Source organism: Ahrensia sp. 13_GOM-1096m (assembly GCF_000620605.1).
GTDB classification, from domain to species: Bacteria; Pseudomonadota; Alphaproteobacteria; order Rhizobiales; family Rhizobiaceae; genus Ahrensia; species Ahrensia kielensis.
Map to the genome: position 1 here is coordinate 13,557 of NZ_JIAX01000015.1, position 22,583 is coordinate 36,139.

Below are 22,583 nucleotides of genomic sequence, written 5' to 3' on the forward strand. Positions count from 1 at the left end.
ATAGCAATGCTAAACTAAGTTAAGTGAACCATTTGAAAAGCCGGTCGCAAGGACCGGCTTTTACTAAATTGTGTTTTGCCGCTTACGCGGCCTCTTTCTTTTCAGGGCCCCAAGGGATGACTGCTTGGACACTGTCCTCATCTTGACCGGCCGCTTTGCCTAGATTGGCGTTAAATGCGTAATCGCGGATCGAGAGCGTAAAGTAGTCAGCACCGGTTTCTTGGTTCTGCTTTTTCCAAACACCGCCACATTCAACGAGTTTGCCGCGGGGCGAGCGGGCAAAGACACGATGAGTAGGTGCCATGGGGTTGTCGCTGTTGTTTGGCTCGATGGTGATGTCGACGTCAAATGTCAGAGTTGAAATTGAGCCTGTTCCTTTGGAAGTTTCGATGTTGTCGTTTTGAAATTTGATGATGTTGGTATTCATTGCCGTTCTCCTTGATGGCGTTGCGAATGATGGTCATAGGGCAGGGGGCTTAGACACAGCCCCACCGAAGGGAACCGGAGGCGCAGCGGAGCGTAGAGGGGCAGGCAACAACCTTTTTGTCTCGCGAGGAATGACCGCTTGCGGGAAGGGGAAAAAGGTAGATGGCAACCTTTGGGGCAGGGGTGACACCTGCGACCAACATTCTTTGAAGCAAAGGCCTCACTGGAGAATGACTTCGAATACCTTCGTCTGCAATTCGATCAAGACAAAGCTCCAATAAGGCAAGGCACAACACACTCGTTGCAATTGACAACTGAACGCATCATATGATAAGAAGAATATAATCTTATGAGGCTATACATGTCACAACCGGCACTCCAAGCACCAATCATTCGTCAGCTGGCTCCGTTGAGTGAGAAAGATCAAATCTCAGCTGTGGTGAAGGCTGTTGTCCGAACCGCCGAACACTGGGAGCTCACCAATGCAGAGGCCGCTTCATTGTTTGATGTTCCTACAGCAACCTGGAGTCGCATGAAATCTGGTTCCTACAAGGGAACATTGGATCAAGACAAAGTCACCAGAGCCAGTCTCATGATCGGATTGTTCAAAGGACTTCGTTTGCTTTTCAATGGGCCTCTGACTTATGGCTGGCCGAAGACTAAGAACTCTGGACCAGACTATGGCGGCCGCACGCCAGTAGAAACCATGATTGCCGGCGGTATTCCTGCAATGATGCGCGCTCGACAGCACATCGATACTCTGCGAGGTGGTATGTGATCGATGCCACTCAGGTGCCTCTCGCTCCTTTCAGTGAGAGGGATACAATTAGGCTCATATCAACGGCCTATATCGATGAACCTGCAATCGCACCGCTTGTTGATGATGATGATGAACTAGCTTTCTTGGAAGCATTCGAAGGCCTGACATCTACCCGTCAAAATTCGACAATGCCATTGCCTATAGGCGTCTTCCCACAAGAGCTGTTAAGCGAGCGGGATGGCTATGGATGGTCCTATGTAAACGCTGCTTTTTGTTATACGCGGTCGACGGGTAACCGCTTCAATGGACCTGACAGAGGTGCTTGGTATGCCACTTGGGGGCAGGGAGCAATTCAGACCGCGCACGCCGAAGTGTCATGGCACCTCACGAAAGAGTTAGAAGCGACCGACGTGTTTGACAACATGACATCTTATCGCGAACTTCTTGCCGGCTTCATCGTCGATATGCACGACTTACGCGAATTTGCTGACAATCAAGTTTTTGCCTCTGAACCTGAAGCAGCCTATCCAAAGGGGCAATTACTAGCTTCGGCACTGAGACAAGACGGGTCGGCTGGAATCTTGTACCCGTCCGTCAGAAATGAATGTGGGCTTTGTCTTGCCGCGTTTCGCCCTCGCGTCGTTCAAAACGTTCGGCAAGGCGACCGATGGCTCTTTGAATGGCGTGGTTCAGCTAACCCCTCGATATCGAAATGGAATTGATAGAAGGTTTAAGCATTCTTTATAAAGGTCGGCTCAGCGGACAAACCGACTTCACTTTATTTTTAGCTCAAGTTCTCAAATAGATATTTGTTGCGGTGCGAGATACGAAGCGCAAAATTGCCAAGAGGATATTTTTTTCGCCTGTTCTTTTGGTGGGCAAAATTTTCAACGCTTGAAAATGCCTGAGCTACGAAAATCCTACAATACCAATACCGAACTATGTATGTGTGTGAGCCACCTGCAATATTGGGGCTCTCCGGCTAGTGAATCATCGCGCCGGTGGCCATCCCCAAATGATGCGGTTGATGATGCGCGCCTGTAGCCATGATGCCGAAGAAGCCTAGTGCTTTAATCTTTTCGCGCGGTAGGCTTTCCGATGATTTGACAATCATTTCCACGCGACTTTCTTTTACCTGCGCTTCGATATCCCAGCCAAAGCTCGTTCGTAATTCCGCTGAGTGGGCAGGCACCATGCTTTTGGCAGCATCTATCGCCGCTGCGCTGCCAGTTACTTCAAAAATAACTTGGTTTTGGGTTTCAACTTGGGTGACGACAGCTTCAGTCGTGAGCATTTCCATGTCGACCAAATGATCGCGTAACGCGGTGATATTGACTTTGGACCAATCTGTACTGGGGTCGTCTTCTAAGATTTTCACAATCTCTGCAATAGCGGCAAATGCCGACTGACCTGGCTCAGTGGGTACACCGGCCATTACCATATTGTCAGACGATGAATGTCCAGCATGACCACTATGTTCATTTTGAGCCGTTGCATATGTGTTGTAGCCTACGATGGCGAGCGCTGCAGACACAAATAATGCTGAATAGATGATAGGTTTACGCATGGGGTACTCCTTGGGTGTTGAGCGAACCTAGACTGCGTACAAAAAATAAAATATGATTTCAGTCATAATGAGCCATTTTATTATCCCTTCTCCATTTGATCTAATCGCCGCGCCTGAACGGCGGATAATCGATCTTGAACTCGGCGAAACAGTGTTTAGGCAAGGTGATGAAACAAAGGGGCTGTACTGCGTTATAGAAGGCTCACTTGAGTTGATCCGTAATCACCAAAACGGTCATTCAGTCGTCATTTACAAAGCGGGGCAGGGCGAGACATTCGCGGAAGCTTCTCTCTATTCGGATTTCTACCATTGCGATGCTCGGGCAACTGAGCCGAGCAAAGTTGTTCTGCTAAGCAAAAATTCCGTTCTCGCGGCGATCCGAACGGATTACGCGTTCGCCGAGAAACTGATGAAACGATTAGGGTCGCAAATCCAAGGATACCGGCGTCGATTGGAATTGCTAACTATTAATGACGCAACTGAGCGCACTTTTGCGGCTATTACCGATCAAATGCTGACTGGTTCCATCATGCAGTTGTCGCGTGAGATTGGCCTTAGCCATGAGGCAGTATACCGTTCTCTAGCAGAACTGGTAAGACAGAAGCGCCTCGTCAAAACAGGGCGTGGCCGATACGATGTCACTTGATCGTCCAGATTAAAGCCAGACCAATTCCGGCGGCTATATCATAAGCAGCGCACATTGGGATGTACCAGCGCGGAAATTTCAAATCAGATAATTGAAAATGGTGAGCTGCATCCCATAGGCCGTGCGCAACATAGCCTGCAGCGATCCATACTGGATTTGTCAACAAAGCGATCACCGCAAACCCAGCAAATGCGAGCGCGACGCTCAGCTGAAGCACGATCTGCCCGATGCGATCTGCGACAACAGCGAAACCAACATAGATTCCGGCGATTACAGCCAAAAGTACAGCGGCAACAGCAAAAGACGCGTCCTGCGGAAGAAAGAAGTGAAGGGGAACCGAGATTATCGCGAGCAGTCCTGCAATTGGTATCGGATGCTTCTTTAGTTGATGGTCGCTCATAGCTCTCTTCGCTCACTCGATCTTTAAGTCCGCCATCTTTCGATATTTCACTTCATCAAGTATTTTATAAGTGCGAAGATTGCTAAGATAACCAAGAGGCCAAATAGCGCCATCCCGATACCGCCAAATCCCATCATGCCGTTTCCCATTGTTTCATTCATTGTTGAGTTACCTCCGCTGTTACAGCACCTGCAATTTGGCGACGTGTTATTCCCAATGCGAGAAGTGGTACGATAATCCATTGGAGAAGGGGACTAAGTCCGGTTCCAAATGGTGGCACCAAAGGCATTAGTTCAGAATAGGTCCAACGCAAGGTGATGTTTGTGTAGTAATATTCAAAGCCGACAGTCAGTGCGATCCCAACGCTCAAGAAAAGCATAAGCTGCCAAGCTTTAGGAGACGCATACCAGTCGCGTGATCTCGCTGCTATGCTCGTCACAATAAAGGCCGTAAGCGCAAAACCTACATCACCAAACGTGGCGGACATACACAGCTTTATGCCGTCCCAATGGTTCATTTCGATCATGCCCGCGTAAGTCGGTGCTTGAACGAACTCCCACACGAAATGCAGCAAAAACGAAAATACCGCGATGTTGAATTCTGGTGTGTTTATTATTGCTTTTAATGGTTTACTCATGAGGCCTCCAATTGTGTGGTACCGCTTCCAGTGGGTAGAAGGTCAAATCTTTTTTTTCAAATTAATGCGCTTTCCACTTGACCTTACAACCGGTGGACACCTTACGATTGCTAAGAACGACGCCATTAGCCGAAACGCGTTGGCTTAATTCGAAACCTGTTAGAAAGCGCCCATGACATTTAGCTTCATAATTCTTGGTCTAATTGCGGGTGTACTTTCCGCTTTTGTGTGGATTATTGTTTTCCCTCACATAGGCGACTAACAAAGTTGAAGAAGCGCCCCTTATGGTGCAAAACTATGCCAATAACTGACGTCCCAATGCGGTCAATTTGAATGTTTGATGCTCCCTTCAGATGCTATCCAAGCTGAAAGGTAGACTCTTTCAAAAATGAAAACGGCGGAAATTGCGATAACCGCATAGGCTACGATTGCAGGGTCGCTTTGCAACTTCATCACTGTGAAAGCTAATAGTACTACCGCATCAAATGCTATGGCGGCCAATAGCACGACCGCAGATGCACCAATTTCCTGCCGGCGAAAACGATAAACACCCCACTGAACGACCATGTCCATAACCAAATAAAAGAAAGCGCCAAGGGATGCGATACGGCCTAGGTCAAAGAACACGGCTAAAACGGAAGCAATAACTACGGTGTAAATCAGCGTGTGACGCTGGATCGTCCCTTTCATGCCAAAATGGCTATGCGGGATCATCTTCATATCTGTGAGCATAGCGAGCATCCGCGATACTGCAAAAACGCTTGCCAGTACGCCAGATGCGGTTGCCACTGCCGCAAGTAGAACCGTCAAATAAAATCCTGTTTGTCCAAGCGCGGGCTCGGCCGCCTCTGCAAGCGAATAATCTCGCGCGGAGATAATTTCATCAATGGTAAGGCTCGACCCAACACCGAACGCAACCAATAAATAGACGGCAACGCAAATTGCTATCGAAACAATGATTGCTCGTCCCACGTTTTTGTTGGGCTCTACGATTTCTCCGCCGCTATTGGTAATGGTCGTGAATCCTTTGAATGCCAAAATTGCTAGAGCGACTGAGGCGATGAAGCCGGTGATTGTAAATGCTTGGCTCGACTGCGAAGCAGCAGCAAATTGGAAGCCACTCGACCAAAGAGCAGCTATACCGAACAACGCAATTCCGCCAATTTTTATGGCTGCCATTATAACCGAAAAGAGGCCAACTGACTTGTTGCCAGCTATGTTCACGAGAAAAGCAAAAGCAATGACCCCGACTGCGAGTATCGGTACTAACGGGCCATCTGTGATATCGAAGGGGCGAAGTACATAACTTGCGAACGTGCGAGCCACTAAGCTTTCAGCAATCACCATACTCAGCGCCATCAACAATGCAGCGCCAGCAGCGATCGCGCCAGATCCATAGCATTTTTGCAATATCATTGCGATGCCACCTGACGACGGCCACTTATTTGACATTTTAATATAACCGTACGCACTCACACTTGAGATGAACGCACCTACTATAAAAGCCAATGGAAATAGGGGGCCGGCAAGTTCGGCGATTTGCCCTGTCAGCGCAAATATCCCCGCTCCAATCATCACGCCGGTTCCCATTGCAACCGCGCTGCTCAATGTAATTGAGCTTTTACTGCCTTCGTGTGCCGATTGGTTATGTTGCATAACTTTAAAGTTCTCTTTCAATATCGTGCATTGGTACTTCGCCAATAGAGCCTCACGCCGCGTTGCTACGGCTTACAGTGGGCGGAAGGTCAAGCGGATTAAAAGAATAGCCCTTTAGACCCCATCCAGAGACCCATAACGACCATCATTACGTTCTCTGTAAGCGAGACAAAGCCGAGCGGCACATTAGAGCCACCACCAACGCATGCGCACTTTAATTCACGCCTGTCTATGTAAACCGCCTTGAAAACTGATGCCGCGCCAATTGAACCTATGAACAAAGCGATGGGCACAGAGACAAATGGTAAGATACCGCCAACCATTAATATGCCAGCGATTGCCTCACCAAACGGATAAACGCGGCCATACGGTACCCAGCGGCGTGCCAGTAGGTCGTAATTTAAAAACATAGTCGAGAAACTCTCGATGTCCTGCAGCTTTTGCACAGCGAGAAAACACATCGAAATCGCAATAAACCATTCCACAACACGCATTGTCAGCATCATGTCAAGCAATCCAATGCCAAGCGCAGCGGCCATCATTGCGGCGACGGCAAATATTGCGATGACAGGCTGATAGGTCGTCTCGTCTTCGTTGCGCACTTCTTGGCCAAAGTGTTCGCGTAACGCCTCATGGCCGCCAATGCGCTCTCCCTCGATAAATGTTTGCGGCGTCGTTTCGACACCATGCTTTCGTTTGAACGCGTCAGTCTCCTCGCGCGTTGTCAGATGATTGTCATCAACCTCAAACCCATTTTTTTCGAGCAGATGTTTGGATTTTAAGCCATAAGGGCAGACATGATCTGCCATGACCATACGGTGAAGCTCAGCGGTCTTGGTCATCATTACTTCCCATCAATTTCTGGCGTCGCAGCAGGACCGCCGTTAAGATCAGCGATCAGGGCTTTCATCTCAGCAATCTCAAGTTCTTGTGCTTTGATAATATCGTCAGCCAGTTTTTGAACACGCGGGTCGCTGATGTTTGCGCGGCTACTAGTAAGGATTGCAATTGAGTGGTGTGGTATCATCGCTTTCATCCACGATACGTCTGCGACCGTGTCCTGACTGCGCACCAAGTAAAGCGATCCAACAAAAATAATTACCGCGCTAGCGAAGATCGCAATGTTCATCTTAGTATTGGTATACATGCCGAGCATAAATGCGAGCATCACAATCGCCATCACAGAGCCCATGTAAAGCGCCATATAGGCGCGTGTTTCACTGAAAAACACATGGTCTAGTGCATAGGTATTTAGGTACATAAGCCCCAGCATGATTATGGTCGAAGTCACAATCATTGCGAAGAAGCGTGAGTAAGCCATTGTCATCTCCTTTTTGCCTTACGCGGTTACAACAACATTCCAGCGCTGGAGGGTTCCAAAGAAAATAAAAAATATCGCTTGACCTTCCATCAGCCGGAAGCCTTACGGTCGATACAAACTTGGAGATAGGACGATGGAAAAAGCAGACCACAGCGATCATAAGGCTGATAAGAGCAGTTGTTGCGGCGGTGATCACAGTGGTCATAACCACAATCACTCTGAACATGATGCCAAGGCTGTTGAGACAGCTTTACCTGCAGATATTCTGAAAAATGCGACCGTGCTGCAAGACGGTGCGGTAAAAGATCCGGTTTGCGGCATGACTGTTAAACTGGATGCGGGAAAGCCAACGCTTTCACATAAGAGTGACGATTTTCATTTTTGTAGCCAAGGCTGTCACGACAAGTTTGGAAATGATCCCTATTTTTATCTCTCCGGCAACAAAGCCAAAAAGAAGCAGACTGCGCCCAAGAATGCCATGTTTACCTGCCCGATGGACCCAGAGATTGTTCAGGAAGGGCCGGGCACATGCCCGATTTGTGGCATGGCGTTGGAGCCGATGGACGGTGTTGCTGAAGGCCCTAACCATGAGCTAATCGATTTCACGCGCAGACTGTGGGTGAGTATCGGAGCAGCGGTTCCTCTTCTAATTATGACAATGGGCCCGATGCTCGGGCTACCTATTCGCGAATGGCTAGGCGAGAAGGTCAGTTTGTATCTAGAGTTCGCTTTAGCAACACCAGTGATCGTGTGGGCCGCAGCTCCGTTTTTCCATCGCGGTTGGACTTCCATCAAAACATGGAACCTCAACATGTGGACGCTAATCATGATCGGTGTCGGGGCGGCTTATCTCTATTCTGCTATCGCGACGTTCTTGCCCGGATTATTCCCTGCTGGCTTGCAAATGCCAGGCGGCCACATGCCTGTTTATTATGAGGCTGCAGTTGTCATTGTCGCATTGGTATTCGTTGGGCAGGTCTTGGAACTGCGCGCCCGGGAACGCACCGGCGATGCGATCCGCGCTCTGCTAGATTTAGCGCCTAAGATGGCGCGCCGTATCACGCCAGATGGTGATGAATATGATGCACCGCTGGAAAACATCATTGAAGGCGATCACATGCGCGTTCGTCCCGGCGAAGCGATCCCTGTGGATTCAATTGTTTTGGAAGGGCGCACATCGGTCGATGAAAGCATGTTGACCGGAGAACCGCTGCCCGTTGAGAAATCAGAGGGTGATGCGGTTACAGGCGGCACGATTAACAAGAATGGATCGCTTATCATACAGGCGGCGCGCGTCGGTGACGAGACGGTACTCGCGCGTATTGTTTCGATGGTCTCGTCGGCGCAGCGTTCGCGTGCAGCTATCCAAGGTCTGGCAGACAGAGTCGCGTCTTACTTTGTGCCGACGGTTGTCATCATCGCGGTGCTTACGTTTTTCATTTGGTTGGTCTTTGGTCCCGATCCGTCCTTTGTATTTGCAATTGTATCGGCCGTTTCCGTGCTTATTATCGCATGTCCCTGTGCGCTTGGTTTGGCGACACCCATGTCGATCATGACGGCCACGGGGCGTGGCGCCCAAGCGGGTGTTCTTATCAAAGATGCCGAAGCGTTGGAACGTATGGCCAAGGTTGATATATTGGTGGTCGATAAAACTGGAACGCTCACCGAGGGCAAGCCCACGCTAACTGATGTGGTCACTTTTGGTAATGTATCCGAGGAAGCCATGCTCGCAATGGTGAGGGGTATAGAAGCAGGATCCGAACATCCATTGGCCGAAGCCATTGTGGAAGGCATTGAGGCGAAAGAGATCGCAGCGGCACCAATAGCCGAATTTGAGGCAATTACTGGCAAAGGCGTCCAAGGAACTTCTGGTAAAAAGAAAATCGCGTTGGGCAATGCCGCGATGATGAAGGCCGCTGGTGCAAATCACACAGCTGCCGACAAACAGGCCGATGCACTGCGTGTACAAGGCAAGACGGCAATGTATGTCGCAATCGATGGAAAGCTAGCAGGTTTGATCGCTGTTGCCGATCCTATAAAAGCGACATCCCGCGATGCGATAGCTGCGCTGCATGAAGCAGGTTTAAAAATCATCATGGCGACCGGCGATAATGAGAAAACAGCGCGCGCTGTTGCTGATCAACTTGGTATTGATGAAGTGAGAGCAGGCGTATTGCCGGAAGATAAGAAGGCGCTTGTCGACGAACTTCATGCGCAAGGTCACAAGGTGGCTATGGCTGGCGACGGTGTAAACGATGCGCCTGCACTTGCTGCTGCAGAGGTTGGCATCGCGATGGGAACAGGTGCTGATGTGGCCGTTGAGAGCGCGGGTGTGACACTGCTGAAAGGCGATCTCACAGGCATTGTACGTGCAAGAAAACTCTCTGTAGCAACGTTGAGTAACATCAAACAGAATCTGTTTTTTGCGTTTGCATATAATACCGCAGGCATACCGATTGCGGCAGGTATACTCTACCCGCTTACCGGCACACTTTTGTCGCCGATGATTGCTGCCGCTGCGATGAGTTTGTCATCGGTGTCTGTAGTAGCAAACTCTCTAAGGCTTCGATCCGTTAAACTCTAACAGTAGTCAAATGCCCATAATTGGAGGCAGATATGATGACGAAAATAGCAGTAGAAGGAAATAAATTAGACCAAGAACCCGAAGGTACGCGTCGGGACTTCATCTACGTAGCGACCGGTATGATGGGCGCTTTTGGTCTAGCGGCGACAGCCTGGCCATTTATTGATCAAATGAACCCCGCTGCTGATGTTTTAAGCTTGGCATCAGTAGAAATAGATGTGTCATCAATTGAACCGGGGCAAAGAGTGACGGTTACTTGGCGCGGCCAACCCGTTTTTATTGACCGACGAATGCCTGAAACCATAAACGAAATGCAAACTGTCGATATTTCTCAATTGCGCGATCCGCAAACAGATCAAATGCGGGTCGAGTAGGACGAGTGGCTTGTTGTTGTCGGTGTTTGTACGCATTTAGGCTGCATTCCGCTTGGCCAAAATAACGGCGATGAACGTGGCGATTGGGGTGGTTGGTTCTGCCCATGTCATGGTTGGCACTATGATAAATCCGGGCGCATAATGAAGGGTCCAGCGCCAAAGAATCTCGTTGTTCCTCCATATGCTTTTAAATCTGAGACATTGATCGCAATTGGATGATGGAAGAAATCGCATAAATTTAGCTTGACCTTACAGCAGGTGGAAGCAGTAGGAGCTTTGTCATGAGTCGTATTAAATCAGATCATGATAAACTACTTGGGACGAGATATGATCCCAAGAATGTCGACGGAGTAAGCGTGAGTTTCGTTTCAATAGCCCGTAAGATTGGCTTCAACGAACAAGAAATTGATGAGTTAAATGAGATCTACAGCGCAGAACTAGAGGAGGCAAAACATGAATATAGGTGAAGCATCCGAGACAACTGGTCTGCCGGCTAAGACCATACGTTACTACGAGGATATCAAACTCGTGAAACCAGCGCGCGCCGCCAATGGCTACCGCGATTATGCCGATGCGGACATTCATCGCTTGGCGTTTGTCCAACGTTCTCGCAGCTTGGGTTTTACAATTGAAGAATGTCGCTCACTATTGTCACTGTATGAGGATAAAGAGCGCGCAAGTTCAGACGTGAAAGATCTTGCACTGGAAAAAATAACCGAGATTGACCGCAAACTAAAAGAAATAAAATCGCTGCGATCAACACTCAAACAATTGGCTGATCATTGCCACGGCGACGGACGTCCCGATTGTCCAATCATCAACGACATTGCAGGACATATGGATAAATGAACCCCAAATATTTAGTTCTCGGATTTTTTGGTTTGGCGGCTGTCGTGTTCATCGGCAAACAATTTATACCTGCTGAACAAAATCCTCATTCAGTCCAGGCGACCTCTGGTGAGCAGGGTGCTCCCTTGGCCAATGTGAATGTTCCTGAATTATCGGCCGTTGCAGAAACTGGACAAATTGCTTTTGAGGCTAATTGCGCGAGCTGCCACGGCGTAAACGCCGCAGGGCAAGACGGCGTTGCACCGCCATTGGTTCATAAAATCTATGAGCCAAATCATCATGGTGATGCATCGTTCTTGCTTGCCGTCAAGAATGGCGTGCGGGCTCACCATTGGCGCTTTGGTAACATGCCGCAAATTAAAAGCGTTGAAGACGAAGAAGTGGCTCAAATCGTGGCTTATGTTCGCGAGTTGCAACGCGCAAACGGTATCCAATAACGGCCTACATATACTCAATTGAAAATCTGGCGCGAGCCGAATTAGGAGAAGAACATGAAGATGAAATCGATACTTTTTAGCGTCTTTGCAGTCTTGTTTTCAACGTTTGCGTCGCTTGCGCATTCGCCAATGAAATCGACATCGCCGGAAAATAAGGCAACGTTAGATACTGCGCCGGAGATGTTGCATCTTAACTTTGCAAAGCCCGCGCGAGTTCTAAAAGTAGTGATGACGCACTCGACCGCAGATGCATCGAATGAGATGCGGATGGAACTTCCGACAAAAGAAGCGGTAGAAGAAATGCATCTCACGCCTGAATTCATGGGAGCAGGAAATTACAAAATTGAATGGCGGGCGCTCGGCGAAGACGGTCATGTAATCAAAGGCGATTTCACTTTTGATGTGTCAGGATAAGCCAAATTGGAAAATGTCGTTTCTCTCTGGAGCACTCTAAACGCTACGGCCTTCACCTCTTGGGGGATTGCCGCAAGCCTCACCAAATTTGTGATTTACATCAGCAGCTTGATGGCCGTCGGGTTATTGCTTTTTCGCATGGCATTGCCGCGTGCTGGAGATGAAATATCTAATACCTTAAGGCCATTGGCTTTGATTGTTATCGCAGTGGCAGCCTTATCCACGATAGCTCGTGTGCTCGTACAAGCCGGTCGTATGATGGACGACGGCATCGCTGGCATGCTTGATCCAGAGATCATTGCGATTAGTCTTGAAGGCCCACTGGGCCAGTCAACCTATATACGATTAGGTGGACTGCTGTTGCTTTTGATTGCTGTGCTATCACGTGCAGTGCGTGCGCCAGCTACTCTTTTTGGCGTTATAATGGTCGCCGCATCGTTCGCTTTAACCGGACATGCCATACGTGACCCACAATGGCTTCTCGGTGGTCTGATCACATTTCATCTATTGGCAGTGAGTTATTGGTTTGGCGCATTGCCACCGCTTTACAGATTGGCACACCCGAGCAAGGACGCCGGTCATGCCGCGGAAGTAGCAGATAAATTTGGCAAACAGGCAAGCATCATTGTCCCTATGCTAATAGCTGCGGGCGTTACGTTCTCATGGTTTATTCTTGGCGGTCCCGCAAAACTATTTGGCACAAATTATGGTATCATCCTGTTGGTCAAACTTGGGATCGTTTCAATAATTTTATTGTTTGCAGCAATAAATAAACTCAAATTTGTTCCAGATCTTGCCGAATCCGTACCGGGCGCAGCAATTCGCTTTCGTCGTTCGTTGCGATGGGAAGGTTTTGTCTTTCTATTAGTTTTTGCAGTTACCGCCGTTCTAACAACCTCATTTACAGTTCCCATATAAGGTCACGATTTATGATTTCTCGCCGTAATGTTTTGTTTGGATTTGCAGGTGCAGCCGCAGCTGCTCAACTGCCAACCCTTGCGCTTGCAAAGGTTGATGATGGGTATTTTGAGCTAATAGCTGGCCCATCAAAGCAGAAATTGTATAGGCCAGATGGCGCAGAATCTGATCTATGGACTTATAATGGTTCAGCCCCAGGGCCAGAAATCCGAGTAAAAAAGGGTGAGCGCGTCCAGGTTAAGTTCACCAATAATTTGGAAGAGCCAACCTCAGTTCATTGGCATGGCATACGCATTGAAAATGCAATGGACGGAGTATCAGGCCTCACTCAAGAACCGGTTCAGCCGGGCGACAGTTTTGTCTACGATTTCGTTGCGCCTGACGCTGGTACCTATTGGTACCATGCCCACAATAAAAGTTGGAACCAAGTTGCACGCGGCCTATATGGTCCGCTTATAATAGATGATGTCGAACCGGCGTTCGATGCCGCGCATGATCTGACACTGATGATTGATGATTGGCGTTTGGCCGGAGAGGGTACGCTCGACGCAGCGAGCCTTGGGTCTCTCATGGATTGGAGCCATGGCGGGAGATTGGGTAACTGGCTGACTGTAAATGGCAAAGCGGTACCAAAAATAAGATTGAACCGTAATGAAAATTACCGCTTGCGAATTATAAACGCCGCAAATGCACGTGTGTTTGAAATCGATCCAAACAGCTTCAACGCAAAGGTGCTCGGTTATGATGGGCAACTGCTGTCTGAACCTCAAACTTTAAACTACAGCCCATTGATGCTTGGTCCAGCACAACGTGTGGATCTCTTAATCATATCAGATAATGATTTCACGCTTGATGAAATTTCTGGCGATGATCCATTTTCGATGATTGAGTTTGAAGTCTCTGGTGATGGAATACCGTCACCAAATCAGATCAAGTTGGTTCCCAATTCCATACCCGTGCCTGATTTGCAGAACGCCAAGAAATTTACGTTGAACATGGCTGGCGGCGCGATGGGCGGCTTTGTGGAGATGGTCTACAATGGCAAAATATTGGAAGGCGAGGCTTTCAGAACAACGAAACAAGCTTGGGCCTTTAACGGCGTCGCCAATCTCGCGGAGGATCCATTCTTTGATGTGGCGGCGGGTGAAACAGTAATAATCGAAACCATCAACAACACAGGATGGGTTCATGCCATGCATGTGCATGGACATCATTTTAAAATTCTCGATCGATCTGGTGCTGAAATAGATGAGGGCGAGATGTGGAGAGACACATTCTTGATTGGTCCTGAACAAACAACCCAAATAGCATTTGTTGCAGATAATAAAGGCAAGTGGCTCTATCATTGTCATATGCTGGAGCATGCCGCAGCGGGTATGAACACCTGGTTTAACATTAGCTAGATTTGGCAGTATCTTTAAAGCCTGTCGATTTCGACACGAAAATATGACTTGCTAAAAATTATAATTGAGACATATCAGAATTATGAGAATGAGAAAAAATGGTCGAATGAGATTCGTAGCTGCGCAGCTTATCGCTGTGGCACTGCTTTTCTTGGCGCCTTTTTCTCAGGCAATAGCGAGTCAAACGATTGACGCTGTTGCTACGCATCACATTGATATGCAGCATGGTGATAACAGCACGATGCAGGCAACAATCGATTGTGATCAGGGATTTGAACACTCTGGCAACACCGATGGTGATGATTGCCGCGACATTTGTGAACGTATATGCGCACAACAATTCTCTGAGTATTTTACGAATATATATGTGACGGGTCGCTATTCGAAAGATGTAGCGGCCGGTTGGACTTATGAAGCCGCAACCTCATTCGGCGGTGTTATCGAAGACCGTCCTCCGCGCACGAACTAATTTTCAATTAACTGCAGGGCCTAAGTCCTGCTTATTTTGTTCGCAACGCCAGATGGTTAGACCATCGGCGCGGAGATTACGATGCGTGGTCGATATATAGCACTCTCAATTCTAGCCCTAGCTTCTGGCGTCGCCGGAGGAATAGCAGCCGAACGCTTCTATTTTAATGCTGAACAAAGCATGGCGGATGCTGGCCCAAATATTTTATATTGGGTAGCGCCGATGGATCCTAACTTTAGGAAAGATAGTCCTGGTAAGTCACCGATGGGGATGGATCTAATCCCTGTTTATGACGGACAGGAGGCCAGTGGCGATCCTGCCGAAGTCACACTTTCGGGGCAGGAAATCAATGCAATTGGTGTGCGTACCGCTGTTGCGCAGATTTCCAATATCTCGCACCAAATAGAGACGGTCGGCTTTGTCAGCTATAACGAACAACGCACCGCGCACGTCCACACACGTGTAGACGGATGGATTGAAGCACTTGATGTGCGCTCAATTGGTGAAATCGTCAAAGAAGGAGATCGTCTATTTCAGATGTTTTCTCAGGAATTCGCCATCGCGAGTTTCGATTTCATCAATATCTACAACACAGGCAACAAGCGCGCGATTGAGTCTGCTCGAAGCAAATTGCGCAGCCACGGTGCTTCGGATCGCCAGATAGATGAAATTGCCAAATCAGGTGCGATGACCCGTGTCATTGATATTTATGCTCCACAAGATGGTGTCGTTATAAATTTAGAAGCCGCTGAAGGTATGTATCTGCAGCCAAACATTCAGGCGGTGTCACTGACCGATCTGTCAAGCGTTTGGCTAATCGTCGATATCTTTGAACGTGATATTGGTCGGCTATCCGAGGATATGGAAGCTGTTGCAAGTTTTGACCATATAACGGGCAAGACCTTCAAGGGAACCATCGAGTATTTCTATCCGGCGTTAGATCAATCCACCAGAACGCTCCCCGTTAGATTGCGATTTGACAATTCTGAAGGCCTATTAAAGCCCAACATGTTTGGCAGAGTTAGTTTGACGCCGAAAGAAACGCGGACTGCTGTAACACTTCCATCCGAAGCGATTATTCGCACTGGCCGCGCTGAGCGCGTCATTGTGAAAACCGGAGATGGCACCTTCAAACCGCGTCTAGTGACGACAGGGCTTAGAAATAGCTTTGGCGAAGGCGGACGAACCGAAATTGTTCAAGGCTTAAGCGTAGGAGAGCAAGTTGTTGCGTCAGCCCAGTTCTTGATTGATAGCGAAAGCTCGCTTTCTGCTGGTTTGATGCGTATGGCGCCAACTGATGAGGAACCTGCGAAAGGTGCTGGCATGTTGTTGGCACTAGATACCGATCGCCGCATTGCAACGATCAAGCATGACGAACTTTCCTCATTGGATTGGCCTGCGATGGAAACAGCTTTCCCGATAGCTGCTGGCATAGACGTCGACAGACTTGATGTGGGTTCCCAGGTAGCATTTAGAATTGCACGTGGCGCGGACGGTGTTTTGAGCGCACTCGAACTTGGGCCTGATGATGGAGTAGCCGCAACGGGCAATGGCATGGTGAAAGCCATCACATCCGACGGAAAACTGACGATGGCGCATGATGCCATTCCTGATATCGGATGGCCGCCAATGCAAATGGACATGGCGGTCACAGGATTTGATCCTGAAACCGTGCCCATTGATCAACCTGTAGAGTTTGACCTTACAAAAGCAGATGATGGCAATTTTATCATCGTGGCAGTCAGAGCGAAATCCGCAGAGGACAAAGAATCAAACGACGCCGGTAATATGACTGAGACAGCAGTTAAAGAGATGTCGTCTGAAATGTCATTGCCAGCAATTCAGGTGTCAGGAACTATCAACTCTGTTGATCAGGCCGCGGGCATAGCCAACATCACACACGGTCCAATGACGGCTATTGGTTTGCCGGGCATGACTATGGACTTCAAAATTGCACCCGATTTGGACGCAGCTCAGTTAAAAACTGGTTCTGAAATGATGCTTACATTCGATAGGCCCGACCCAGCTTCTATTGTGTTAGCAGCGGCAGACCCAGTAGCAAAACCGATGATTGTCGCCGGGACTATAAACGAAATTGACCCAGTGAAACGTACGGCAAATATCACGCATGGCCCAATGACAGAAATTGGAATGCCGGGCATGACGATGGATTTCTCCATCAGCCCAGATTTGAATGTCGACGACCTGCCCATTTCAGCCGAAACCATGTTGTTGTTTTCTAAAAACGCAGATTTCTCTTTGACCCTGATCGGTCTTGAGAAAGAAAATGCGGTGACACAATGATTGAAGCAATTATTCGTGGATCAATAGCAAATCGGTTTATCGTCCTTGCACTCGCAATAATGATGGCATTCGCTGGCGTATGGGCCATTCGCAATACACCTGTCGATGCGATACCCGACCTTTCAGACGTTCAAGTTATCATCAAAACGTCTTATCCCGGACAGGCACCTCAAGTTGTTGAGGACCAAATTTCATATCCAATCGCTACAGCTATGCTTTCTGTTCCAGGCGCTACAGATGTTCGTGGATTTTCTTTCTTTGGCGACAGCTACGTTTATGTCGTTTTTGAAGATGGGACGGATTTGTACTGGGCTAGAACGCGTGTGCTTGAATATCTTGGCCAGATTACTTCACGTTTGCCCGATGGTGTTACCCCTGAACTCGGCCCCGACGCGACAGGTGTTGGCTGGATATATCAGTATGCACTCATTGATCGAACCGGCGGTCATGACCTGTCGCAATTGCGCACGCTGCAAGACTGGTTTTTAAAATACGAATTGCAGACGATTGAGGGTGTGTCAGAAGTCGCCACCATTGGCGGCATGGTCAAACAGTACCAAGTTGTCGTCGATCCCAACAAGTTGCGCGCATATGGCCTCACACTTGAGAAGATAAGATCATCAATTCAAAACGCAAACCGTGAGACGGGTGGTAGCGTCGTGGAGATGGGCGAAGCTGAATTTATGGTTCGCTCCACTGGATATGTTGATGAAATTTCTGACCTCTCCAGTGCGCCTCTAATGGTCAATTCTCGCGGTGCGGCTATCACACTCGGTGATGTGGCCGAGATCCGGCTAGGACCAGAAATGCGGCGCGGCGTTGGCGAATTCAATGGCGAAGGCGATGCCGTTGGCGGCGTTGTTATCATGCGTTGGGGTGGAAATGCTCTTACGACGATAAAAGCAGTAGAAGCAAAGATAGAAACACTAAAACCTAGTTTGCCTGCAGGTGTTGAAATCGTCACCACCTACAATCGTGCCGGGGTGATCGAAAGAGCCATTGATAATCTTCGAAAGAAATTGACCGAAGAGTTCTTTGTTGTTGTTTTAGTATGCGCTGCTTTTCTTCTTCATGTCCGCTCGTCTCTCGTGATTGTGTTGTCGCTTCCGCTTGGCATTTTCGTCGCGTTCATCGTTATGAAACTGCAAGGTGTAAATGCCAACATCATGTCACTAGGAGGGATTGCGATTGCCATCGGCGCAATGGTTGATGCTGCAATTGTCATGATTGAAGCTATGCATCGGCGCATTGAGAAGGAAAAACTAACGAACGAAAATCGATGGAGAATAGTAGCTGAGTGCGCAAGTGAGGTTGGCCCTGCGTTATTTTACTCACTGGCGATCATTACAGTTTCTTTTCTCCCAGTCTTTGTTCTGGAAAGCCAAGAGGGGCGACTATTTAAGCCGCTCGCATTTACCAAAACCTATGCGATGGGTGCCGCCGCAATTCTGTCGATTACGCTCGTACCGGTTTTGATGGGCTACTTCGTGCGGGGCAAAATCCTACCGGAGCACAAAAACCCGCTCAACAAAGCGGTTATCGTTACCTATCGTCCGTTTTTGGATGCAGCGGTTGCATGGCCGTGGGCGACAACCTTGCTGGCTGGACTGTTGGTCGCTTCTATGGCTTGGCCTTTGCAGCGTCTTGGAACGGAATTTATGCCCGAACTGAACGAAGGCGACTTCTTGTATATGCCAACGCTTTATCCAGGCGTTTCGATTGGAAAGGCACGAGAGGTTCTACAGCAATCTGACCGACTGATTGCAACTATCCCAGAGGTAAAAACTGTTCATGGCAAATTGGGAAGGGCGATAACAGCTACAGATCCTGCGCCACTCACAATGATTGAGACTACTATCCAGTTGCATCCTGAAAAGGATTGGCGGCCGGGAATGACGATGGATGGCATCCGCACTGAGCTCGACCGTGTTGTGAAAATTCCCGGGGTCACGAATGTCTGGATCCAGCCGATAAAGAACCGGATTGATATGCTTGCGACAGGCATCAAAACACCCGTCGGTGTCAAAATATCTGGTGCTGATCTTTCGGTTATCGAAAAAATTGGTATCGAGGTTGAAAAGGCTGTTGCAGATATAGAAGGCACAACATCTGCTTACGCTGAGCGACCTATTGGTGGGCGTTTCATCGAAATCAATGTCAAACGAGAAGACGCTGCTCGATACAATATGAGTGTGCGTGAAATTCAGGACGTGGTGCAAACTGCTATTGGGGGCATGCAGGTTTCGGAAAGCGTTGAAGGTCTAGAACGGTTTCCAATCAATCTCAGATACCCGCAGGAGTGGCGTGACAGTCCCGAGCGTCTTCGTGATCTGCCTATTGTAACGCCGTCCGGGGCTCAAATTCCGTTGTCAGCTCTTGCTGATGTCGGCATTGTGGATGGGCCGGGTATGATCCGATCAGAAAATGCTCGGCGCACTGGCTTTGTATTTATCGACATTGCTGGTCGCGATCTTGGTGGATATGTGAATGAAGCTATCGACAAGGTGGCTGAAGAGGTCACGCTTCCTCCGGGCTACTCGATTACATGGTCTGGGCAATATGAATACATTCAACGAATGCAGGAACGGCTTAAACTCGTAGCACCCGCTACATTACTCATTATCACTTTGATGCTCTTTATGGCTTTTAGCCGGGTGACCGAAGTGGCGATCATTCTGGCGGCTTTACCTGTGGCTTTGGCCGGTGGTGTCTGGTTTATTTGGTACTTGAATTTTGATATCTCTGTTGCCGTACTTGTTGGCTTTATTGCCCTAGCAGGCGTTGCGGTTGAGACAGCTATCATCATGCTGCTTTATCTCAACTTAGCTTGGGAAAAACGGCGCAAGATGGCCGTCGAAGAGCGACGTTCGCTTACCACAACTGATGTCGAAGACGCGGTATTTGAAGGTGCACTTTTGCGGGTGCGGCCAAAAATCATGACGGTCGCAACCATCTTTGCCGGTCTCATCCCGATTATGTACGGGACCGGAACAGGTTCCGAAATTATGCAGCGTATCGCAGCTCCAATGGTCGGTGGCATGGCTACTGCAACACTGCTTACGCTCTTCGTCATTCCAGCGGTCTTTGTCATCTGGAAACGATTGGCTCTGCCAAGGGTCAATCGTGAACTCACAAAGCTCTCGGTAACAAATAAGGAGCCGGAATCTTTGCCTACCCCTCTACCAACCCCCGGTGAATAATCGCCGAACAATAGGATGGACTACATTTTGAAAAAGCGACTTATTATCGGCGCCGTCGTTATGGGAATTGCAGCCTTAACAACCGCCGTAGTTGTAGCACAAACCACTCACAACATGGACCATTCCAAGATGGACATGAGTTCCGAGGCTGTTGAAGGCGCAGTTCACGCAGAAGTTGTAGTGAACTCACTTGGTGACGGCCCTGTGAATGTTTCTCATGGACCAATCCCTGAAATCGGTTGGCCTGCGATGACAATGGATATGCCTTTGTCACCAAATGCAGAAATGATGGACACTGTTAATCCTGGTGACACAGTCACTATGATGTTGGTCAAGGGTGAGGACGGCATCTATGCCGTGCAAGCTCTCATACCGACTGAATAAAACACCTAAGCGTGGCGCGCGAAATAGTGCGCCACGCGCATTTCTTCGAAGCAAAAAGTTTATGGCAATTTAATTAGAAAAAGTGTACGATATTAGCATGCGTAGGTTTGTAGCAACATTGTTGGTTCTTGTTTTGACGATGGTTTCGCTGCCGTTGCAAACGGTAGGTGTCAATGCATCTGCTGAAAACCATCTGATGGAATCTGTTTCCCATGATGGAGCGGAAAACAAACTTGCTGATTGCTGTGAAATGCCTATGAATTCAATGCATCATGGAAGTGTCCACTGTTCAATGGACTATCAGACATTGGTCTATTATTCTAATATATCTTTTGGTTCAGACACCGTGCAGTTCTCCCCATCTGGCAGCGATCAGCGCGTTGTTGAGACGACTTCGAGCCACTTCCGCCCGCCTATTTTCAACTAATCAAACCTAGCTGGCGCCTTTATTGGCGTCTTTTCTGATTAGTGAAAAAAGGGTATATCATGCTTACGAAACGTAGTTTTGTGCTTGGCCTTGGGGTCATGGCACTTGCTCCTATCGCCCCGGCGATGGCGCATAAAAAATTCAATTTAGATAAGAAATATCAGCCACAGACTGTGCGATTTAAAGGTTATTCGGCCGGTACTATTGTTGTCGATCCACGTAATCATTTTCTTTATTTGCAGCTGCCGGGCGGCAAAGCTCGCCGCTATGGTGTCGGGGTCGGTAAGGCTGGCAGAGCTTTCCGGGGCACTGCGACAATTGCAAGAAAGGCAAAATGGCCTCGTTGGACACCAACACAAAATATGATCCGGCGGGAGCCAGAAAAATATGCAAAATTCGCAGGTGGTGTAGCGGGCGGAGCGCGCAATCCACTGGGCGCTCGGGCGCTTTATCTCTATCGAGGAAAAAGAGATACGATGTACCGAATCCACGGCACGACCGACCCATCCTCGATTGGACGATCCGTTTCAAATGGCTGCATTCGTATGATCAATGCACATGTTGAGGATCTGTATGAACGCGTGCCAATCGGCTCAAAAGTGGTGGTGCTATGATTGAGCAAACAAAAGAAAAAATGTCGCCATACACTTACACAAGCGGCGTACCGGCAATTAAAAAATCAACGCAAACTAAAGAGCAACAGAACCGCAAAGTCATGAATTTATTCATGATGGCTTGCTGCGTTCCAATGGTCATCGGTGGCGCGCTTATCTTTTATTCGATCCCAGCGGAGCTTGGTTTGGGAGCACGCCTCTACGCACTTGCGCCGTTAGCAGGCTGCGTAGCTTTGCACTTCGTAGTGCATAAATTCATGGGCAAATCTTGCCACAGCAAAACAGACCAAAAGGACACAAAATGACAAAATCAAAACTTATTACTTCGTTGGTTCTCGCTGCTTTTTCAACATTGTCAGCTGGTGCGATTGCACACGCAGCAAGCGGTCACGATGATAAAACCATTACTGTTTTCAAAACGCCTTGGTGTGGCTGCTGCCAAGTCTGGGTGGAAGCAATGGAAAAGGCTGGGTATATTGTCGAAGTCAACGACATGGATGATTTGTCGAATATCAAACAGCAGGCAGGCGTCGCTAAGGATTTAGAGGCTTGTCATACAGCGGTCTTAGGTGGCGAGAGAAAATATGTGCTGGAAGGCCATGTACCTCTAGCTGCAGTTGAAAAACTGCAATCGGAAAAGCCGGCTATCAAGGGGATTTCTACACCTGGGATGCCAATGGGTTCACTAGGTATGGGCTACGACGAAAACGCCCAATACACAGTCTATGCGTTTACTATAGATTCTGCCGTTGAGCCGACCGTCTTTTATGAAGCTGGCCGTGGCAAATGACAT

At 48.5% G+C, this 22,583-nt stretch carries 25 protein-coding genes and 1 pseudogene; 19 read left to right on the forward strand and 7 right to left on the reverse strand.

Going from position 1 to position 22,583, the window contains the following annotated elements:
- Nucleotides 1-82 precede the first annotated feature (82 nt).
- Entirely contained in the window at nucleotides 83-427 is a 345-nt protein-coding gene (locus N530_RS0113270) for a DUF736 family protein (RefSeq protein WP_026481079.1), read from the reverse strand.
- Nucleotides 428-787: 360 nt separating this feature from the next.
- Here N530_RS0113270 and N530_RS19370 point away from each other — a divergent pair, with 360 nt between their 5' ends.
- Nucleotides 788-1,204 carry an antitoxin Xre-like helix-turn-helix domain-containing protein gene (locus N530_RS19370; RefSeq protein ID WP_026481081.1) on the forward strand — a complete coding sequence of 139 codons (417 nt, stop codon included), beginning with the start codon at nucleotides 788-790 and terminating at the stop codon, nucleotides 1,202-1,204.
- Nucleotides 1,201-1,908, forward strand: coding sequence for an RES family NAD+ phosphorylase (locus N530_RS0113285; RefSeq protein WP_051540955.1), 708 nt, complete (start codon nucleotides 1,201-1,203; stop codon nucleotides 1,906-1,908). The genes N530_RS19370 and N530_RS0113285 overlap by 4 nt, the downstream gene beginning before the upstream one ends.
- A gap of 260 nt (nucleotides 1,909-2,168) precedes the next feature.
- On the opposite strand, the gene N530_RS0113290 is transcribed toward N530_RS0113285, so the two are convergent.
- The gene (locus N530_RS0113290; RefSeq protein WP_026481083.1) at nucleotides 2,169-2,753 is read right to left on the reverse strand and encodes a hypothetical protein; all 585 of its coding nucleotides are present in this window, start codon (nucleotides 2,751-2,753) and stop codon (nucleotides 2,169-2,171) included.
- 67 nt (nucleotides 2,754-2,820) lie between these two features.
- Here N530_RS0113290 and N530_RS0113295 point away from each other — a divergent pair, with 67 nt between their 5' ends.
- On the forward strand, nucleotides 2,821-3,399 hold the full coding sequence (locus tag N530_RS0113295; RefSeq protein ID WP_162150962.1) for a Crp/Fnr family transcriptional regulator: 579 nt from the start codon (nucleotides 2,821-2,823) through the stop codon (nucleotides 3,397-3,399).
- On the opposite strand, the gene N530_RS0113300 is transcribed toward N530_RS0113295, so the two are convergent.
- The 5 genes from N530_RS0113300 to N530_RS0113325 form a co-directional block, all read right to left on the reverse strand.
- Nucleotides 3,392-3,799, reverse strand: a complete 408-nt coding sequence (locus N530_RS0113300; protein ID WP_026481085.1) for a DUF6010 family protein — start codon at nucleotides 3,797-3,799, stop codon at nucleotides 3,392-3,394. The genes N530_RS0113295 and N530_RS0113300 overlap by 8 nt on opposite strands.
- A 157-nt stretch (nucleotides 3,800-3,956) precedes the next feature.
- Nucleotides 3,957-4,436 carry a hypothetical protein gene (locus N530_RS0113310; protein WP_026481086.1) on the reverse strand — a complete coding sequence of 160 codons (480 nt, stop codon included), beginning with the start codon at nucleotides 4,434-4,436 and terminating at the stop codon, nucleotides 3,957-3,959.
- A gap of 324 nt (nucleotides 4,437-4,760) precedes the next feature.
- Nucleotides 4,761-6,092 carry an APC family permease gene (locus N530_RS0113315; protein ID WP_026481087.1) on the reverse strand — a complete coding sequence of 444 codons (1,332 nt, stop codon included), beginning with the start codon at nucleotides 6,090-6,092 and terminating at the stop codon, nucleotides 4,761-4,763.
- Nucleotides 6,093-6,190: 98 nt separating this feature from the next.
- Nucleotides 6,191-6,937: a MauE/DoxX family redox-associated membrane protein gene (locus tag N530_RS0113320; RefSeq protein ID WP_026481088.1), complete on the reverse strand. Its 747-nt coding sequence runs from the start codon at nucleotides 6,935-6,937 to the stop codon at nucleotides 6,191-6,193.
- A complete protein-coding gene (locus N530_RS0113325; protein ID WP_026481089.1) occupies nucleotides 6,937-7,413 on the reverse strand; it encodes a DUF305 domain-containing protein in 477 nt (158 codons plus the stop codon). Before N530_RS0113325 ends, N530_RS0113320 begins: the two co-directional genes overlap by 1 nt.
- A 133-nt stretch (nucleotides 7,414-7,546) precedes the next feature.
- Between N530_RS0113325 and N530_RS0113330 the strand changes: the two genes are divergently transcribed.
- The 16 genes and pseudogenes from N530_RS0113330 (at nucleotide 7,547) to N530_RS0113405 (ending at nucleotide 22,580) form a co-directional block, all read left to right on the forward strand.
- Nucleotides 7,547-9,997 carry a heavy metal translocating P-type ATPase gene (locus tag N530_RS0113330; protein ID WP_026481090.1) on the forward strand — a complete coding sequence of 817 codons (2,451 nt, stop codon included), beginning with the start codon at nucleotides 7,547-7,549 and terminating at the stop codon, nucleotides 9,995-9,997.
- 35 nt (nucleotides 9,998-10,032) lie between these two features.
- A pseudogene (gene petA, locus N530_RS18180) lies at nucleotides 10,033-10,590 on the forward strand (ubiquinol-cytochrome c reductase iron-sulfur subunit).
- Between the two features lie 62 nt (nucleotides 10,591-10,652).
- Nucleotides 10,653-10,838: a hypothetical protein gene (locus tag N530_RS0113340; RefSeq protein WP_026481091.1), complete on the forward strand. Its 186-nt coding sequence runs from the start codon at nucleotides 10,653-10,655 to the stop codon at nucleotides 10,836-10,838.
- The gene (gene cueR / locus N530_RS0113345; protein WP_026481092.1) at nucleotides 10,825-11,220 is read left to right on the forward strand and encodes a Cu(I)-responsive transcriptional regulator; all 396 of its coding nucleotides are present in this window, start codon (nucleotides 10,825-10,827) and stop codon (nucleotides 11,218-11,220) included. The genes N530_RS0113340 and cueR overlap by 14 nt, the downstream gene beginning before the upstream one ends.
- On the forward strand, nucleotides 11,217-11,657 hold the full coding sequence (locus N530_RS0113350; RefSeq protein WP_026481093.1) for a cytochrome c: 441 nt from the start codon (nucleotides 11,217-11,219) through the stop codon (nucleotides 11,655-11,657). The genes cueR and N530_RS0113350 overlap by 4 nt, the downstream gene beginning before the upstream one ends.
- Nucleotides 11,658-11,711: 54 nt before the next feature.
- Nucleotides 11,712-12,071: a copper resistance protein CopC gene (locus N530_RS0113355; RefSeq protein ID WP_051540957.1), complete on the forward strand. Its 360-nt coding sequence runs from the start codon at nucleotides 11,712-11,714 to the stop codon at nucleotides 12,069-12,071.
- Between the two features lie 6 nt (nucleotides 12,072-12,077).
- Nucleotides 12,078-12,989, forward strand: coding sequence for a copper resistance D family protein (locus N530_RS0113360; RefSeq protein WP_155852006.1), 912 nt, complete (start codon nucleotides 12,078-12,080; stop codon nucleotides 12,987-12,989).
- 11 nt (nucleotides 12,990-13,000) lie between these two features.
- Entirely contained in the window at nucleotides 13,001-14,392 is a 1,392-nt protein-coding gene (locus tag N530_RS0113365; protein WP_026481096.1) for a multicopper oxidase family protein, read from the forward strand.
- A 106-nt stretch (nucleotides 14,393-14,498) separates the two neighbouring features.
- Entirely contained in the window at nucleotides 14,499-14,861 is a 363-nt protein-coding gene (locus tag N530_RS0113370; protein ID WP_026481097.1) for a hypothetical protein, read from the forward strand.
- Between the two features lie 81 nt (nucleotides 14,862-14,942).
- Complete coding sequence (locus N530_RS0113375; protein WP_026481098.1) at nucleotides 14,943-17,165, forward strand: efflux RND transporter periplasmic adaptor subunit; 2,223 nt, start codon at nucleotides 14,943-14,945, stop codon at nucleotides 17,163-17,165.
- Nucleotides 17,162-20,365 (forward strand): efflux RND transporter permease subunit, encoded by a 3,204-nt coding sequence (locus N530_RS0113380; protein ID WP_026481099.1) that lies wholly within the window; start codon nucleotides 17,162-17,164, stop codon nucleotides 20,363-20,365. The genes N530_RS0113375 and N530_RS0113380 overlap by 4 nt, the downstream gene beginning before the upstream one ends.
- 27 nt (nucleotides 20,366-20,392) lie before the next feature.
- On the forward strand, nucleotides 20,393-20,749 hold the full coding sequence (locus N530_RS0113385; protein WP_247869201.1) for a copper-binding protein: 357 nt from the start codon (nucleotides 20,393-20,395) through the stop codon (nucleotides 20,747-20,749).
- Between the two features lie 97 nt (nucleotides 20,750-20,846).
- A complete protein-coding gene (locus N530_RS0113390; RefSeq protein ID WP_026481101.1) occupies nucleotides 20,847-21,176 on the forward strand; it encodes a hypothetical protein in 330 nt (109 codons plus the stop codon).
- Between the two features lie 98 nt (nucleotides 21,177-21,274).
- A complete protein-coding gene (locus N530_RS0113395; protein ID WP_247869202.1) occupies nucleotides 21,275-21,790 on the forward strand; it encodes a L,D-transpeptidase in 516 nt (171 codons plus the stop codon).
- A complete protein-coding gene (locus tag N530_RS18185) occupies nucleotides 21,787-22,095 on the forward strand; it encodes a hypothetical protein (RefSeq protein WP_051540958.1) in 309 nt (102 codons plus the stop codon). The genes N530_RS0113395 and N530_RS18185 overlap by 4 nt, the downstream gene beginning before the upstream one ends.
- Nucleotides 22,092-22,580 (forward strand): DUF411 domain-containing protein, encoded by a 489-nt coding sequence (locus N530_RS0113405; protein WP_035267181.1) that lies wholly within the window; start codon nucleotides 22,092-22,094, stop codon nucleotides 22,578-22,580. The genes N530_RS18185 and N530_RS0113405 overlap by 4 nt, the downstream gene beginning before the upstream one ends.
- The last annotated feature ends 3 nt before the right edge of the window (nucleotides 22,581-22,583 follow it).

Bases quoted from the DNA above. Each gene is read 5' to 3' on its own strand.
- N530_RS0113315 (WP_026481087.1), bottom strand. From the start codon at position 6,092: ATGCAACATAACCAATCGGCACACGAAGGCAGTAAAAGCTCAATTACA.
- N530_RS0113380 (WP_026481099.1), top strand. From the start codon at position 17,162: ATGATTGAAGCAATTATTCGTGGATCAATAGCAAATCGGTTTATCGTC.
- N530_RS0113300 (WP_026481085.1), bottom strand. From the start codon at position 3,799: ATGAGCGACCATCAACTAAAGAAGCATCCGATACCAATTGCAGGACTG.
- N530_RS0113310 (WP_026481086.1), bottom strand. From the start codon at position 4,436: ATGAGTAAACCATTAAAAGCAATAATAAACACACCAGAATTCAACATC.
- N530_RS0113405 (WP_035267181.1), top strand. From the start codon at position 22,092: ATGACAAAATCAAAACTTATTACTTCGTTGGTTCTCGCTGCTTTTTCA.
- N530_RS0113290 (WP_026481083.1), bottom strand. From the start codon at position 2,753: ATGCGTAAACCTATCATCTATTCAGCATTATTTGTGTCTGCAGCGCTC.
- N530_RS0113350 (WP_026481093.1), top strand. From the start codon at position 11,217: ATGAACCCCAAATATTTAGTTCTCGGATTTTTTGGTTTGGCGGCTGTC.
- N530_RS0113375 (WP_026481098.1), top strand. From the start codon at position 14,943: ATGCGTGGTCGATATATAGCACTCTCAATTCTAGCCCTAGCTTCTGGC.
- N530_RS0113320 (WP_026481088.1), bottom strand. From the start codon at position 6,937: ATGATGACCAAGACCGCTGAGCTTCACCGTATGGTCATGGCAGATCAT.
- N530_RS0113325 (WP_026481089.1), bottom strand. From the start codon at position 7,413: ATGGCTTACTCACGCTTCTTCGCAATGATTGTGACTTCGACCATAATC.
- N530_RS0113295 (WP_162150962.1), top strand. From the start codon at position 2,821: ATGAGCCATTTTATTATCCCTTCTCCATTTGATCTAATCGCCGCGCCT.
- N530_RS0113270 (WP_026481079.1), bottom strand. From the start codon at position 427: ATGAATACCAACATCATCAAATTTCAAAACGACAACATCGAAACTTCC.
- N530_RS0113330 (WP_026481090.1), top strand. From the start codon at position 7,547: ATGGAAAAAGCAGACCACAGCGATCATAAGGCTGATAAGAGCAGTTGT.
- N530_RS0113355 (WP_051540957.1), top strand. From the start codon at position 11,712: ATGAAGATGAAATCGATACTTTTTAGCGTCTTTGCAGTCTTGTTTTCA.
- N530_RS0113370 (WP_026481097.1), top strand. From the start codon at position 14,499: ATGAGATTCGTAGCTGCGCAGCTTATCGCTGTGGCACTGCTTTTCTTG.
- N530_RS0113395 (WP_247869202.1), top strand. From the start codon at position 21,275: ATGGCACTTGCTCCTATCGCCCCGGCGATGGCGCATAAAAAATTCAAT.
- cueR (WP_026481092.1), top strand. From the start codon at position 10,825: ATGAATATAGGTGAAGCATCCGAGACAACTGGTCTGCCGGCTAAGACC.
- N530_RS19370 (WP_026481081.1), top strand. From the start codon at position 788: ATGTCACAACCGGCACTCCAAGCACCAATCATTCGTCAGCTGGCTCCG.
- N530_RS18185 (WP_051540958.1), top strand. From the start codon at position 21,787: ATGATTGAGCAAACAAAAGAAAAAATGTCGCCATACACTTACACAAGC.
- N530_RS0113340 (WP_026481091.1), top strand. From the start codon at position 10,653: ATGAGTCGTATTAAATCAGATCATGATAAACTACTTGGGACGAGATAT.
- N530_RS0113390 (WP_026481101.1), top strand. From the start codon at position 20,847: ATGCGTAGGTTTGTAGCAACATTGTTGGTTCTTGTTTTGACGATGGTT.
- N530_RS0113365 (WP_026481096.1), top strand. From the start codon at position 13,001: ATGATTTCTCGCCGTAATGTTTTGTTTGGATTTGCAGGTGCAGCCGCA.